This is a genomic window from Thermostichus sp. OS-CIW-26, assembly GCF_054058395.1.
On sequence record NZ_JBSSAG010000007.1, the window covers coordinates 72,114 to 86,163 of the forward strand.

The following is a 14,050-nucleotide window of genomic DNA, read 5'->3' on the forward strand; positions in this document are numbered from 1 at the left end:
TGATCGTGAGTGTTGAACGGGATCCCCAAACAGCGGGTTTGAGCTTCAAACCAGCCCGAACAGACGGCGCTCTGCCTCCTCCATGCGATCCAAGAAAGCAGCAAATTTGGTGGAGATCTCCCCCACTTCCTGCAAAAAGGCGCGTAGTGTTTGGTACTTGAGAACCAAGGCTTCCTCTAGGGTGCAGGTTTGGAACTGCTCATCCAACGCCTTGCCCAACTCGCTCAGGGCCTGTTCGATAGCAGTTTTGACAGAGCCGACGCTGCGCCGAACCAAACGCATCACCTCCTGCTCCAACTGCGGCTTTTGCTGGGCCAGCTCGCTGCTGGCCAAGACTTGTCTTAGGGAAGCATAGGGATCCGCCAGCTCAGCGGGCATTTCGGTAACCGCCTCCGGCAGAGCCTGTTTTGCATTGCTGACGCGCAGGGGCTGCACCAAGCGCCACTCCGATTGTTCTAGCTTTTTCAAGATCCCCATGAACATTGCGGCGGATCCCTCGACATCCCTCAAGAAGCCGCGCAGCACTTGGTGTTTGAGGGTCAGATATTGGACGGGATCCTCATCCTGCAGACCTTCGTCCAGGGCGTTGCCCAACTCGCTTAGGGTGTTCTCGATGGCAACCATCAAGGATCCGGCGCTGTGATGGAGCAGTTGGCGGCAGGACTCTGGGATCTCCTGTCGCAGGTCAGAAGAGGGGCCGGGTGGTGTTGTCCAGGTTGCAAAAGCCAGAGGATCTGCAGGTTCTTCCTCATCTTCTGGGATCCCAGCGTCAATCCAAGTCATGGGGCTGGCCAGGGACTCTGCCTCGCCCGCGCGAGCGGCATCTTCGGTATTCAGCCAATCCAGATTGGCGGAGAGAGGCTCAGCAGCCAATCCTCCGCCGGGGAGGGTCGCTGGGGGCACGTCAACGTAAAGAGGCTTCAGCATCTGCAGCACAGCATTGGCGGCTTGGCCATCCTGATCCGGCTCCTGCAACTGCTGCACCGCCTCCTTCAGCCGGGCTTCCAGTTCTTGGGGGGAGGCGCAGGCATCGTAGAGGGCTCTGAGCAGCTCGTCCAGGCTGTAGCGCCGCAGGGCCGCCAACCCCTGCAGAGTAGGCTCTACTTTGTGGTACAAAGCCGTGAACAGAACCAGCTTGGCCCGCAAAGGGCTGGTTTGCCGCATCACCCCTGCCCGCAGCTCGAAGGGATCATAGTCTTGCTTCTGCAGTCGTGGGCTTCCATACTCCAAGGACAAGATAGGCGAGGGTGCGGCCCAAGCTGATGGCTCCTTGGGCGAGGGCATGAGTGGGCTAGAGGGATCCGCTTGGGGCTGTTGATACAGGGGCTGTAGCTTGCTTAGCAGCATCTTGGCGACGCGGGCATACTCGGCTTTTTTGTTGATGCGGCTAATGGCCTCTCGAAAGCGTTGGCCCAAAGCATCAAGGGTAGCGTGCTGGCGGCAAAGCTGCTCCAGCAGGGCTTTCAGGTCTATTTGGTTCAACTTGCTGACATCGCTTTCCCAAGTGCTGGTGCAGGCAAAGTAAACCAGCTTTTTCACTCGGTCTGCGTACCCGCCCTGCTGCACTTCTTGCACAACAAGGCCAAAGGGATCCGAGACAACCATAGGGAGCTGCTAAGCAGGAGCATGACTCTAGTCAATAATAAGCTCAACTATACTGAAAATAATGTATAATATGTTCAGTACGGATTACTACCAGCTGATCTTTCTGTTTACTTTCGAGTCTGCCAACATGGTAGCCAAAGCAAAGCAGAAAATTGGTAGTAAGACGACACGGAAACTGCGCTTTGGGTATTCTACTCAAAGCTTTGCGGGATACCGCCATTCTGTTTGGACTCCGTCCCGCTAACGCGAATGGAAACAAACAGAATGCTATCGCTGCATAGTTGAACAGTGATGTTCAGCAGTGCTCAGCGTAAATGTATCAGTAGGTGGATCTAAGCTTACGAGGATCTTTGCGGTTTTTGAACAAGGACGGGTACCTTGCTGGGCAGAATAGCATATCCTTCCCAGGCAGACCCCACCTGATGTTTGCCCAGGGATCCCCCAGCCATCAAGTGGGATTTAGCGGCCTATTTTTTGCAGGGCTCTTTCCACCTGCACCACATGGCGGTTCAGTCCCAAGTTTTCCGCCGGGATCCCCAGGGCCAGGCCCACCAATTGTGGCAAATGCAGGATCGGGATCCCCAGCTTGCGCCCGATCACCTCTTCCACCTCCGGCTGCCGAGAGTCCAAGTTGAGGTGACATAGAGGACAGGGGGTAACCAAACAATCGGCTCCCGCCTCTATTGCCTCTACGAGATGCCGGCCTGCCATCAAGAAAGACTGCTGTGGGGCGTAGCTGGAAATGGGCCAACCGCAACACTGGGTGCGCCCGCGATACCAAACGGGGGTGGCCCCCAAACGCTCGAAGAGATCCTCCATCAAATGGGGATCCCGCGCCACATCAAAGCGGGAGATGTCGTAGGCCCGCAACAGATAACACCCGTAGAAGGCAGCGCAGCGCAGTCCCAGGAGAGGCCGTTTGACCTGTTGGGCCAATCGCTCCAGGCCGTAGTCATGAACCAGCACCCACAGCAAATGGCGCACATCGCCTGTGCCCTGGTAACGGCTCTCGCAGCCTCCTTTCTGGCACAGGGCTTGCACCTGGTGAAAGTACTCTGGATTCGCGGTTTTCGCAGCTTTTAACTTTTCATTCACGCGGCCCAGCACTCCCTGACAGGTGCTGCAGTGGGTAAGCATCGGCAGCCCCAGCGCTTCCGCCAAAGCCAGGTTGCGGGCATTCACTGTATCTTCCAGCAGCTCCGATTCTTCTTTGAAGGTGCCCGAACCACAGCAGGAAGCGGCTTCCAGCTCCACCAGTTCAATGCCCAGATGCCGCGCAATCTGGTCGGTGGAGTCATACAGCTCACGACAGGCCCCCTGGGCCACACAGCCGGGGTAGTAGGCGTAGCGCAAAGGTGAAGGAACAACCGCGGTCATGAGAAGACGTGAGAAGAAGAAGAGAATTGGGTTTGCGATCTCAACGGTAATAACAATCCATGGATCCATTGCCCACACAGCAGAGCACTGGCCTGCCTGCAGAGCGGGAACCCAGAGCCTAAGATCCTACACCCATGCGCTGCCACAGCACATCCGTTGCTGCCCAGGACAGGGAGTTTGTCAAAGCTTCCCTATTTATCTGCCCCTATTTTGAAACCATTCGGAGCCGATACCCTATTTTTCTCCCTGCCTAGTGCCTCTCTGGCCGATGTCGGGTAGATTTGGCGGTAGCCATCACTGAGGAATCGGTCAACGCCTTATGAACAGCCCGATCCAGGATCGCGATTTCCCCTTTTCACCCCGCTCTAAGCAGGGCAGTCTGGGTTGGAGCCTTCCTCTAAAAGGTTGGGGATTTGGCTTGTTTTTCGGACCCCTAGTTTGGGCAGGATGGGCAAGTCAACTCCAGCTATGGGCCCAGCCGGTCGAACAGCAACCCCAGGAGGAAGTCTTAGTGCCAGGGCGCAATTTGGATCCTGGGGCGCAAATCCGGGTGCGTAACGAGCTGGTCAAGATCTGTGGGGACTATCGTTGCGAAGGCTATCGCTTTTCGGTACGGGTACTGATCAGACCTGAAGACACTCTGGAAACTCTGCTGGGGCGGCTGGATACGGAGATGCTGCGGGAGGTGGATCGGGTGTTTCAAACTCGGCCCGATCTGAATCGGGTCATTGTCGATGGCTACGTCTTCTCGGGTACTCCCGCTTTTGTCAGCCGGGAAGTGCTGCTGCAAACAATGTTTGTGCCTCGTCACCGTTGGGAAGTGGGGCGCTTTGGGCCAGAGCAAGATGGGATTTTCTATGCCGAGCTGTTGAGACAGGTGACACCCTTTCTAACTCCATCCCCAACCCCCACGCCTACACCTGGGCCTGTGCCTGGAGAAGCTGTGCCCCCTCTGCCCCCGCCTCCTGGGGAAACTCCTCCCATAGAGGCAACGCCTACCCCTCAAGAAACCCCAGCCCCTCCGCCTCCGCCCCAAGGGGATGTGATCCAGCGGCAGCCGATTCAGCCTTGATGGGTTTGTTGGGTAGCTGAGTCTGGGTTGTGAGGGATCCTCAGGATCCCTTGTTTTGTGACCAGGCCGGTACCCTCCCAGTTGCCGTGGGGTTGAGTCCTGAGCCGAGGTGATCTAGGCTTCAAAAGTGGAGGGATCCCTCCAATTCATTGCTTGACTGGTGTGTGGCGGCATGGCAGGACACAGCAAGTGGGCCAACATTAAACGGCAAAAGGCCCGTGTAGATGCCAAAAAGGGCAGCCTCTTTACCAAACTCTCGCGGGCCATCATCGTGGCAGCTCGCAACGGCTTGCCAGATCCGGATGGGAATTTTCAGTTGCGGGCGGCAGTGGAGAAAGCCAAAGCAGCGGGGATGCCCAGCGAAAACATTGAACGAGCCATTGCCAAGGGAGCCGGCAACTGGAGCGACGACAGCCCCCTGGAAGAAGTTCGCTACGAGGGTTACGGCCCCGGTGGGGTGGCTGTGTTGATCGAGGCCATGACCGACAACCGCAACCGCACGGCTGCCGAGGTGCGAGAAGCCTTCAGCAAAACCGGCGGCAGCTTGGGAGAAGCCGGCTGCGTGAGCTGGCTGTTCCGGCAAAAAGGGGTGATCAGCCTGGAGGAGGTGTTGGATCCCGAAGCCCTGTTGCTGGCGGTGGCGGAAGCGGGAGGAGACGACTTCAAGGTGGAAGGCACAGGAGCAGAGGTGTACTGCGACTACTCTTTGCTGGAGCAGGTGGCCACCTACCTGAAAAAAGAGGGCTACCCAGTGCAAGATGCGGCCATCCGCTGGATCCCATCCACTGAGGTGCATGTGGAGGATCCCGATACGGCCAAGTCAGTGCTTGCCCTGATGGAGCGTCTCGACAACCTAGACGATGTGCAGAATGTCTACGCCAATTTCGAGATCGACGAGGCGGTGATGGAAAGCCTGGCCTGAGAACAGGCTGCCATCATCTTCCGAGAAAGGGAAACCTTCAACAGAAGCATCCGTCAGCGGAGCTTAACGGCGGTGCCGGCGGCGGTAACGAGGATCATTGTCGTGCTCATGTTGGTATGAATGCTAACGCCTAGGATGCCATTTGCTCCCAAACGTTTGGCTCGCTGCTCCAACTCTTCCAAAACCTTTTTCTGGGCATTCTCGAAAACTTCTTCATAGGTTCTTGTGCGTCCCCCGATGATGTTGCGGAGGGTAGCAAGGAAGTCCCGTAGAACATTGGTGCCATAAACTACCTCGGCGGTAACAATGCCCAAGTAACGCTCAACCTCTCTACCTTGGAGCACGTCTGTAGTGGTCAGCAACATCAGCTTGCTTCCTGGGTCAACACCCACCAAGATAGTCGGGATCCTCAACCTTTGGAATCGGGTTCTTGCCCTGTGTTTTCAGCAGAGTGGCGATATGTCGAAGGGCGACCAATCCCTACAGATAACCGTTCCACAACGCATAGTCATTTATCTCACCGTTGAGGTGAAACAAACGACCGGTTGCTTCCTGCTAAGGCCTCCGGCCCGCTAGCGCGATCAGTTGAAATAGATGGTAATAAAAACCACGACTGCTATCAGCCCTTGCCGCGTGGTAGGGCGCTCAAGGGGATCCCTGGCCAAGACCGGCGGCTGATACAATAGCTGCCCAGGGATCCAAACCAAAGATCTCTAGATCTCTGCTTTTCCAACAGGATTTCCCCACAAGCCCGATGGCAGGCCCAATCCGAGTGGTGGGTAGCTTGAACATGGATTTGGTGGTGCAGGTGCCCCATCATCCCGGCCCTGGGGAAACGGTGCTGGGATCCGACTACGCCACCTACCCTGGCGGTAAGGGGGCCAACCAAGCGGTGGCAGCGGCGCGGGCGGGAGCCCAGGTGGAAATGTGGGGGGCAGTGGGATCTGACAGCTTTGGCCGCCTGCTGAAAGAGAACCTGGAGCAGAACGGCGTCGATACCCACCACCTGCGGGAGCTGGAAGGGCCCAGCGGCATCGCTCTGATCACTGTGGATCCAGCAGGGCAAAACCGGATTGTGGTCAGCCCTGGAGCCAATGGTCGCTATCTGCCGGAGCATTTGCCTCCCTTTACCCCAGCGGCCCTGCTCCTGCTGCAGCTGGAAATCCCCCTGCCCACTGTGCAGGCTGCAGCAGAACAAGCCTCTGCCCAAGGGATCCCGATTTTGCTCAACCCTGCGCCCATCGTGCCATTGCCAGGATCCCTGTTGCGCCAGGTTCGCTACTTGGTGCTCAACGAAACCGAAGCGGCTGCCCTTGCCCAATCCCCTGTGGAGACGCCGGAACAAGCCCAAAAGGTGGCTCAAGAACTGCAGAAACACGGGATCCCAGCCGTTATCCTCACCTTGGGAGGGGCAGGGCTGGTCTGGGCAGATGGGGAAGAAAGTGGCCATTGGCCAGCTCATCCTGTGGAAGTGGTGGATACCACCGCTGCCGGAGATGGGTTTTGTGGGGCCTTAGCTGCTTGTTTGGCTGCCGGGGGATCCCTGAGGGAAGCCCTGCGTTTTGCCAATGCCGCCGCTGCTTTGGCCGTAACCCGTGCGGGAGCCCAACCTAGCTTGCCCCAGCGCTCTGAGATTGAGGCATTTTTGGCCTCTGCCGTAGAAACAGCATAGACTGCTGCTTATCAAAAGTTTTCGACGTCTGCGGTGGAGAAGTTCATTGGCCGTTTGCGTGAGCGCTATGGGGAAACCGCAACCTCCACAGGACAGAGCGGGGCCAAATCCTTTTTCCGAGCTGCTACTCATAGCCGGCGGAGGGGATCCCTTGCTCCATTGAGTACTGCTCAATAGTGCCTTATCTTCCCTTGTGGGTGTCTTTAGAGTTAGGTAGTGAAAAGAAAGTATTCGGTAATTCTGATAAAGGCCCGTGAGTACCCTCCTTGCTGAAGATGACGCTCTCTACCGTCAGCATGTTCATAGCCTACTGACGCAACATTTGCCTGAGTTCGGCCCGGTGTATATAGCCTCGAATGGTAGAGAGGCGTTGGAACTCTACCGCCAGCACCACCCCAGCTTCGTGTTGATGGATATCCGCATGCCCGAGATGGCCGGGATCGAGGTAGCACGACAGGTTTGGTCAGAGTGCCCCAGCACGCGCATCATTTTTTGGTCGCATTTTGCCGATGAAGTCTATGTGCGGGAACTGCACAAGATCGTGCCTCCGCAAACCGTCTATGGCTACCTTTTGAAAAATTGCACCGATGAAAAATTGGTCAGCGCTATCCAAGCGGTGGTGCAGGATGAGCAATGCGTGATCGACCGAGAGGTGCGCGGGGTCGATTCCCGTTCACAAAACAAAATCACCGGTCTCAGCGATGCCGAGTACGAAGTGCTGATCGACATTGCCCTTGGCCTCACCGACCAGGCCATTGCTGCACGGCGCTTTTTGTCCCGCCGAGGGGTAACCAACCGTCTGCGCAACCTCTACGACAAGTTAGAAGTCAGCAACGACCAAATTGAGAGCGACGAGTGGGGAACCACTTTCAGCTTGCGGGCCAGAGCCATCCGCCTTGCTTTCAAACGGGGGTTGATCAACGCCCAACTGCTGGATGAGGAGGAAGTGCATTTGGATCACTGGCTCAGCCGCTACCGACTGGATCCGCTGGACTAGAGAGGGGGTGTTCGAGCCGTCATCGCTCTTGGCAAGCACTTGTAGTCAATTCCCTTGCCAGCGACCAAGGAGACTTGGGCTCAATGGCTGGCCACCCCGCCAAAGAACTGGGATCAAAGCTCCCTCGTACCGCTATGGAGAAGCAAGCCGGCAGTGTGGGGGGTCGCTAGCGGAAAATCATCTCGGCAACCGCCTCAAAGCCGGCATCCAACAGCCGATCCAACACCGACTGGGCCTGGCTGCGACTGTCGTAGAGGCCCGCCTGCAACACTGTTCTGCCGTTGAAAACCGTTTCCACCGCCTCGGGGATGAGCTGCCGCAATCGGTTCAAGTCATCGCTGCTCTTGGGGGTCACCAACACGCGAAATTGAGTTGCCGTTCGCGTTGGCGAAACGGAGTCGTTGCCCACAGCAGCCACAGGGGGGGCAACTGGAGTTGTAGTGGGAGCAGAGGGAGTAGTTGGGATCCCCGTGGACGGGCGACGGGCCGGCGGAGGCAGGAGGGTGGTGATATCCGTGAGGGGAGCCGACGGTGGCCTGGGAACAGGGTCAGCCGGCTGGGCAGGTGTGGTAGAGCCATCGGGGGTGAAGGGGACAGCCACAAACTGCTCCCCCGGAGGTTGGGGCTGGGGAGTTGCCTGAGGGCTGGAGGGATCTGGCAAGATGCGCCCTCCGGATCCTTGGGGCGGAGAGGGGGGAACCGGGGCAGTAGACTGGGGCACCGTTAAAACCGGCAAGGTGGAGGGGGTCTCAGCCGCTGGCCGGGGATCCCTGGGAGTAGCCGGCTGGGCCGGAGCGCTGGGCAGAGCCAAAGTGCCAGGGGCAATGGGGCGGGGAGCGCTGTCGGGAAGGGCGGCAACGGTGGTTTGACCGGACAGATCCAGATCCCCTTTGACCTGGCCCCGCAGTTGGTTGCCGTTGGCATTGAGGCGCAGGCCGCGGGTGGCGTTGTTGATATCGTATTGGCCGTTGCCCTCAAAGATGTTGTTGCCGGGATCCGTGGCCGTGCCCAAATCCGGCTGGGCAGTGGTGATGGCGGTGAGGCCGGTCTCCAAGTTCTGGGCGATGAGATTGTTGCGCAGGATGGGCCTGGAGCTGCCCCCGACGATCACGCCGGTACGGTTCTGCAGGATGCGGTTGTTGCGCACAATAGGCGCCGAGCGCTGGTCGATGGTGATGCCAAAGCCGGTCTCCTGGAACAGGTTATTGATGATGGTGGGCTGGGAGGTGCCCAAGACGGAAATGCCGTTGGCCCCGTTTTTATAGAAGCGGTTGCCCTCCACCCAGGGATTGGCAGCGCCGGCAATGAAGATCCCATCGTGGATGCTGCCCACAAAGCTGTTGCTGAGAATGCGCGGGGAGGCCGATTCGACCCAGAGGGCATAGCCGCGCCGCCCTTGGTTGCGCAGGGTAACTCCTCGCACTTCTGCGCCGGTTTCTGCCAGCAGAGCAACATTTTGTCGGCCTAGGGTCGGGCTCATGTAGGTACCGCCGCCGGTGATGAGATAGCCCTCTCCCAAGGTGGACTCGTCCCCACGCAAGGTGAGGCCGGCTTTCAGACGGATGGGGAAGGTTTCGCCGCTCTCCTCGCTATATACCCCGGGAAAAAGCTGAATGACGCTGCCAGCCTCAGCCCGCTGAATGGCATAAGTAATCGTCTTGAAGGGGTTATTGCGGGATCCATCCCCACGGGTATCGCTGCCGTTGGCTGCATCCACGAAAATGGCCGGGCGATTGTCCGGGAGCGGGGGAGCTTGAGGCAGGGTCTGCTCGCCGGTAATACCAGTGTCCAGGGAAGTTTGCGCCCAGCCAGGATCCAACTTTGCTGTCAGCAGTAAGGTGGTGCCAAGCATCAGAGAGGTTGCCAGCCGCGTCAGCATTGCAGAACGATGGCGCTGCGCCCGCAGGCCGGGCAGGACTGCTGTAGATTGGTGTTCGCCGGATTTCTGCAGACCAATAGGCAGTAAGGACAATAAGGAAGAGATCATGGTGGTTATCCCCACACCAGGCTGGGCTAGAGAAGAAAGGCCGAGGTTATCCTACCAAACTGAGTAGGCGGGATCCTGCCCTATCCGCCAACTCCAAATACGGACTAACGCAGGCTTTTTTTGCAAGTCTAACACTAGCCCTAGAGTAACCTCCCTGCTTGCGCCATGACCTACAAAACCCTTGTCCCCGAACATCTGCCCCAAGAGCCGTCGCTGCTTGAATCCGAGATCCTGGTGTCTCCGGTCTCACCGTGGCAACCCCTGATCCATCTGCTGCTGTTGGGGATCCCGGCCTTCTTGCTGCTCTTGGGAAAGCTGATGGCTCAGCCGGTCTTGGGCTGGGGGGCGGTGCTGGCTTGGCTGGGCCTGGCGGGTTGGTGGGGGCGACCGCTTTGGGCTCAGATCGGACGCCGTCTTTGGCAGTGGCTGACCACTTGGCCTCAATTGGCCTGGGCGGGAGTGGCCCTCAGCTTGGCCGTGATGGGAGGGATTGCCGGGAGCGGGCTGTTTTCTGCCTTGGGATCCCTGAGTTGGGAGGCGATTGGGGCTTTGGGAGAAGTGTTCGGGGCCACAGGCCAGATCTTGATCGCCATCCTGGCCGCCTACATTGCCTGGCGGCAGTACATCATCTCCCGCGATCTCACCATTCAGCAGAATATCATCACCCAGCAGCAGACCATCGACGCCTACTTTGAAGGCATTTCCAACCTGGTCTTGTCTCCCGATGGGCAGTTGGACGATTGGCCCCTGGAGCGGGCCATTGCTGCCGGGCGCACGGCTGCTTTGTTGAACGGGGTGGATCGCTTCGGCAAAGCCAAGATCCTGCGCTTTCTCTCCACTGCCAATCTGCTCAGCCCTCTGCGGCGAGACGAACACCTGGGCCGACCTATCCTGGATGGCAAGGGGGGCTACCAGCGGGATCGCGTGAACGGCATCCGGGTGGTCAGCCTGGGCACGATGCTGGAGGGAGCCGACCTGCATGGCACCCTGTTGCGGGCGGTGGATTTCAGCGAAGCCAGCCTGGAGCGGGCCAACCTGAGCGGCTGCGATCTCAGCCACACCAATCTGTGCGGAGCTAACTTGCGGAATGCCGACCTGCGCGGGGCCGATCTCTACCGCGCTTTGCTGTTTGTGGGATCCCCTCAGACGGCTTCCCCCGCTCAGCCGGGGCAAAAGCCCGATTTTAAGACCGGAGCCTACACCGGAGCTATCGTGGCAGGGGCAGATTTCCGCCAGGCTCGCCGCCTTTCCCCCGAACAGCGGGCCTACCTGGTCACCTGGGGTGCCGAGCTGGATCCCGCGTCCGAACCTCCCCTCAACTCTCCTCAGCCGCGTTTGGATCCTGCCGACAAAACGGAGTCGTTTCCCCCACCTGCCCCAAGCCCTTGAGCGAGAATAAATCGATAAGCCTGGTTCAGGGCTTTTGCCGCCGATTCTTCGGCTATTGCAACTCGCCTCTCCCTTGGGGAGAAGGGCGATCCCCTTCGATTCTCAAACATGGCACGGTTGCTCACCAAGTTCTGGCTGCTGGAGCGCTATCTATTTGGGCAGATGCTCACCCCAGTGCTGACCGGTGTTGCGGGGGGAACCCTGCTGCTGCTGGTGGGCCGACTGTTTACCCTGGCCGAGCGGCTGGTCGAGGGATCCGTCCCCCCCCTGACGGTGTTGCGCCTCTTGGTTTTGGATCTGCCGGAGATGGTGGTGCTGGGTATGCCCATTGCCGCCTTCTTTGCCACCATGCTCACCTTGGGCAAGCTGAGCGGCAACAGCGAGATCACCGCTATGCGGGCAGCCGGGATCCCGTTTAGCCGGATTTTCCGGCCCCTGCTGCTGGTGGGGTTGGCCATGAGCTTGAGCGCTTTTTTCATTAGCAACGTGTTGCTGCCGGCCAGTAAACAGCAAATCCGCCAGATCGATCAGCAAGCTTTGCTGGCCCAGGCCACCACCCCGGTGCAATACGATGTCTTTTTCAAAACCGAAGACAACCTCTGGTTCTTCATCCGCCAAGTGGATCCCCGGTTAAATACGATGCAAGATGTTACGATTTTGCGGGTGGATCCCTTGCCGGGGGGCAAATACCAGTTGGCGGAAGTGACCTTGGCCGCTCAGGCAGTGTGGAATGGACTGGAGTGGAGCCTGAGCGAAGGGGCAACCCACCTTTACGGCCCCACGGGTCTCAGCATTGCCGAGCAAACGTTTCATCGCAAGCCGCTGCAAGTTTCCCAGGATCTGGCTACCCTAATGCAGCCGCCGGTTCCCCCCAGCGAGTTGAGCTTACCGGAGCTGGCGGAGCGGATTTCCCGTTTGGCCCGCTCCAATCTCAATACTCAGGCTCTGCGCACCGAGTTCCACATGCGCTTCTCCCTGCCCTTGGCCAGCTTTTTTGCCGTGCTGATTTCGCTACCCCTGGGATCCACCACCGCGCGGCGGGTGGGACGCTACGGGGGCGTTGTCTTCGGGATCCTGTTGGTGTTTGGCTACTACGTGGTTCTGAGCGTGTCTCGCAGCTTGGGAGAAGTGGGAGCCCTTCCCCCTTGGGCGGCAGCCTGGAGCTTCAACATCTTGTTCGGCGGCATCGGACTGGTGCTGCTGGCCCGTTTCCTGCGCTAGGGATCCACCCTAGAATCCGCCAGTCTCAGTTCTCAAGGATGTCTCGAAGAAGGCAGGGATCAACTTTCCTTTCTCTCTCCTCTCGCCTCGCGTAGCTCAGGTTTCCGTCCCCTTGCGGGGAAAAGGTAGGGATCAACAGTAGTCCCCTCCAAACACCCAGTACCCTAGTTTCCCTAGGCAGTTTCCGTCCCCTTGCGGGGAAAAGGTAGGGATCAACCTTGACCCCCTAAGCCGGGTCAGTTCGAAAAATAAAAGTTTCCGTCCCCTTGCGGGGAAAAGGTAGGGATCAACTTTCTATGGTAGAAGGCTCGGTTCTATACTCTAGTTTGTTTCCGTCCCCTTGCGGGGAAAAGGTAGGGATCAACCCTACCCCCGGAAAAGCTTGAATCCATGCAGTTTTCAAGGTGCGTTCGCGAGGGAGTACGGAGACTTCGTGACATAGATATTAACATTGCTCTTGGGGATAAGCGCAAGCAAGAAAATTGAGCTTTCTGAGGTTGTTATGTCTTGTTTTCGTGCCAATCATGGCAAGAGATCTAGGTTTGCCCTTGAAATCTTGAGCTAACAAAATTAGCCTGGCGATTGCTTGCCCCGACAGATCGCGCACAAAACTTTACAATTTTCGCTCTCCTGCTCAGGCCAGGGATCCCATTGCGGGGAGAGTCTGTCTAGACTGGAAAGCAGCCCTACGGGGATCCCTATGCGAATTGGCGTGCCCAAAGAGATCAAAGAGCAAGAGTTCCGTGTCGGGCTGACACCGGCGGCGGTGCGGGCCTTAACCGAACAGGGGCATCAGGTGTGGGTGGAGACCCAAGCGGGCCAGGGGGCGGGATTTAGCGACGAGGACTACCAAAAAGCGGGAGCCAAGCTGGCTGTCACTCCTGAGGAGATCTACCGGCAGGAGCTGGTGGTGAAGGTCAAGGAGCCCTTGCCTGCCGAGTACCCTCTGCTCCATCCCGACCTTATTCTGTTCACCTATTTGCACTTGGCCGCCAGCCGCGAGCTGACCCAGGCGCTGCTGCAATCGGGGGCCACCTGCCTCGCCTATGAAACGGTGGAATGGGCGGATGGATCCCTGCCCTTGTTGATGCCCATGAGCATGATTGCCGGGCGGCTCTCGGTGCAGTTTGGCGCCCATTACCTGACCCGACAACAGGGGGGGCGAGGCGTGTTGCTGGGCGGGATCCCGGGGGTGCCGCCGGGGCGGGTGGTGATCCTGGGCGGGGGAACCGTGGGCACTGAGGCGGCCAAAATGGCCGTAGGCTTGGGGGCACGGGTGCAGATTTTGGACATTAACCTGCAGCGGCTGAACGAGCTGGAGCTGATTTTTGGCTCGCGGGTAGAGCTGCTCTACAGCACGGCCCAAAGCGTGGAAGAGTGTGTTCGCGAGGCCGACCTGGTGGTAGGGGCAGTGCTGGTGCCGGGAAGGCGGGCCCCGGTCTTGGTGGGAGAAGAGCTGGTGGCCCAGATGCGTCCTCGCTCCCTCATTGTGGATGTGGCGGTGGATCAGGGGGGGTGCATCGCCACCACGCGGGTTACCACCCATGCCCAGCCGGTTTACGAAGCCCACGGGGTGTTGCACTACGGCGTTCCCAACATGCCCGGAGCCGTTCCCTGGACTTCGACCCAAGCGCTGGTCAACGCCACTCTCCCCTACATCCTCAAGCTGGCCAACCTTGGCCTGGCCGCTGCTTTGGAACAAGACCCGGCCTTGGCCAAAGGGCTAAACGTCAGGGCAGGCAAGCTCATCCACCCGGCGGTGCGAGCCACCTTTCCAGACCTGGGCTAGCTCAGGCAGGGGTTGGCTC

At 58.7% G+C, this 14,050-nt stretch carries 11 protein-coding genes; 7 read left to right on the forward strand and 4 right to left on the reverse strand.

What is annotated here, in order from left to right:
• Positions 1–45: 45 nt before the first annotated feature.
• Positions 46–1,605: a hypothetical protein gene (locus tag ACVW0C_RS05030; RefSeq protein ID WP_457384525.1), complete on the reverse strand. Its 1,560-nt coding sequence runs from the start codon at positions 1,603–1,605 to the stop codon at positions 46–48.
• A 459-nt stretch (positions 1,606–2,064) separates the two neighbouring features.
• Positions 2,065–2,982, reverse strand: a complete 918-nt coding sequence (locus ACVW0C_RS05035) for a CoB--CoM heterodisulfide reductase iron-sulfur subunit B family protein (RefSeq protein WP_457384526.1) — start codon at positions 2,980–2,982, stop codon at positions 2,065–2,067.
• A 511-nt stretch (positions 2,983–3,493) separates the two neighbouring features.
• On the opposite strand from ACVW0C_RS05035, the gene ACVW0C_RS05040 reads away from it, so the two are divergent.
• Together ACVW0C_RS05040 and ACVW0C_RS05045 are read left to right on the forward strand one after the other, a co-directional pair.
• Complete coding sequence (locus ACVW0C_RS05040; RefSeq protein ID WP_457384527.1) at positions 3,494–4,054, forward strand: hypothetical protein; 561 nt, start codon at positions 3,494–3,496, stop codon at positions 4,052–4,054.
• Positions 4,055–4,226: 172 nt separating this feature from the next.
• Positions 4,227–4,976, forward strand: coding sequence for a YebC/PmpR family DNA-binding transcriptional regulator (locus tag ACVW0C_RS05045; protein WP_011432973.1), 750 nt, complete (start codon positions 4,227–4,229; stop codon positions 4,974–4,976).
• Between the two features lie 53 nt (positions 4,977–5,029).
• On the opposite strand, the gene ACVW0C_RS05050 is transcribed toward ACVW0C_RS05045, so the two are convergent.
• On the reverse strand, positions 5,030–5,341 hold the full coding sequence (locus ACVW0C_RS05050) for a YbjQ family protein (RefSeq protein WP_011432974.1): 312 nt from the start codon (positions 5,339–5,341) through the stop codon (positions 5,030–5,032).
• Positions 5,342–5,730: 389 nt separating this feature from the next.
• Here ACVW0C_RS05050 and rbsK point away from each other — a divergent pair, with 389 nt between their 5' ends.
• On the forward strand, positions 5,731–6,648 hold the full coding sequence (rbsK, locus tag ACVW0C_RS05055) for a ribokinase (RefSeq protein WP_457384528.1): 918 nt from the start codon (positions 5,731–5,733) through the stop codon (positions 6,646–6,648).
• Positions 6,649–6,901: 253 nt separating this feature from the next.
• Complete coding sequence (locus tag ACVW0C_RS05060; protein WP_414424424.1) at positions 6,902–7,645, forward strand: response regulator; 744 nt, start codon at positions 6,902–6,904, stop codon at positions 7,643–7,645.
• 166 nt (positions 7,646–7,811) lie between these two features.
• Here ACVW0C_RS05060 and ACVW0C_RS05065 read toward each other — a convergent pair whose 3' ends face one another.
• Positions 7,812–9,632, reverse strand: coding sequence for a DUF1565 domain-containing protein (locus ACVW0C_RS05065; protein ID WP_457384529.1), 1,821 nt, complete (start codon positions 9,630–9,632; stop codon positions 7,812–7,814).
• Between the two features lie 165 nt (positions 9,633–9,797).
• Here ACVW0C_RS05065 and ACVW0C_RS05070 point away from each other — a divergent pair, with 165 nt between their 5' ends.
• The 3 genes from ACVW0C_RS05070 to ald all read left to right on the forward strand — a co-directional run bounded on the left by ACVW0C_RS05070 (position 9,798) and on the right by ald (position 14,031).
• Entirely contained in the window at positions 9,798–11,021 is a 1,224-nt protein-coding gene (locus ACVW0C_RS05070; protein WP_457384530.1) for a pentapeptide repeat-containing protein, read from the forward strand.
• 108 nt (positions 11,022–11,129) lie between these two features.
• Positions 11,130–12,242, forward strand: a complete 1,113-nt coding sequence (locus ACVW0C_RS05075; protein ID WP_414374749.1) for an LptF/LptG family permease — start codon at positions 11,130–11,132, stop codon at positions 12,240–12,242.
• A 700-nt stretch (positions 12,243–12,942) separates the two neighbouring features.
• Complete coding sequence (gene ald / locus ACVW0C_RS05080; protein WP_457384531.1) at positions 12,943–14,031, forward strand: alanine dehydrogenase; 1,089 nt, start codon at positions 12,943–12,945, stop codon at positions 14,029–14,031.
• Positions 14,032–14,050 lie beyond the last annotated feature (19 nt).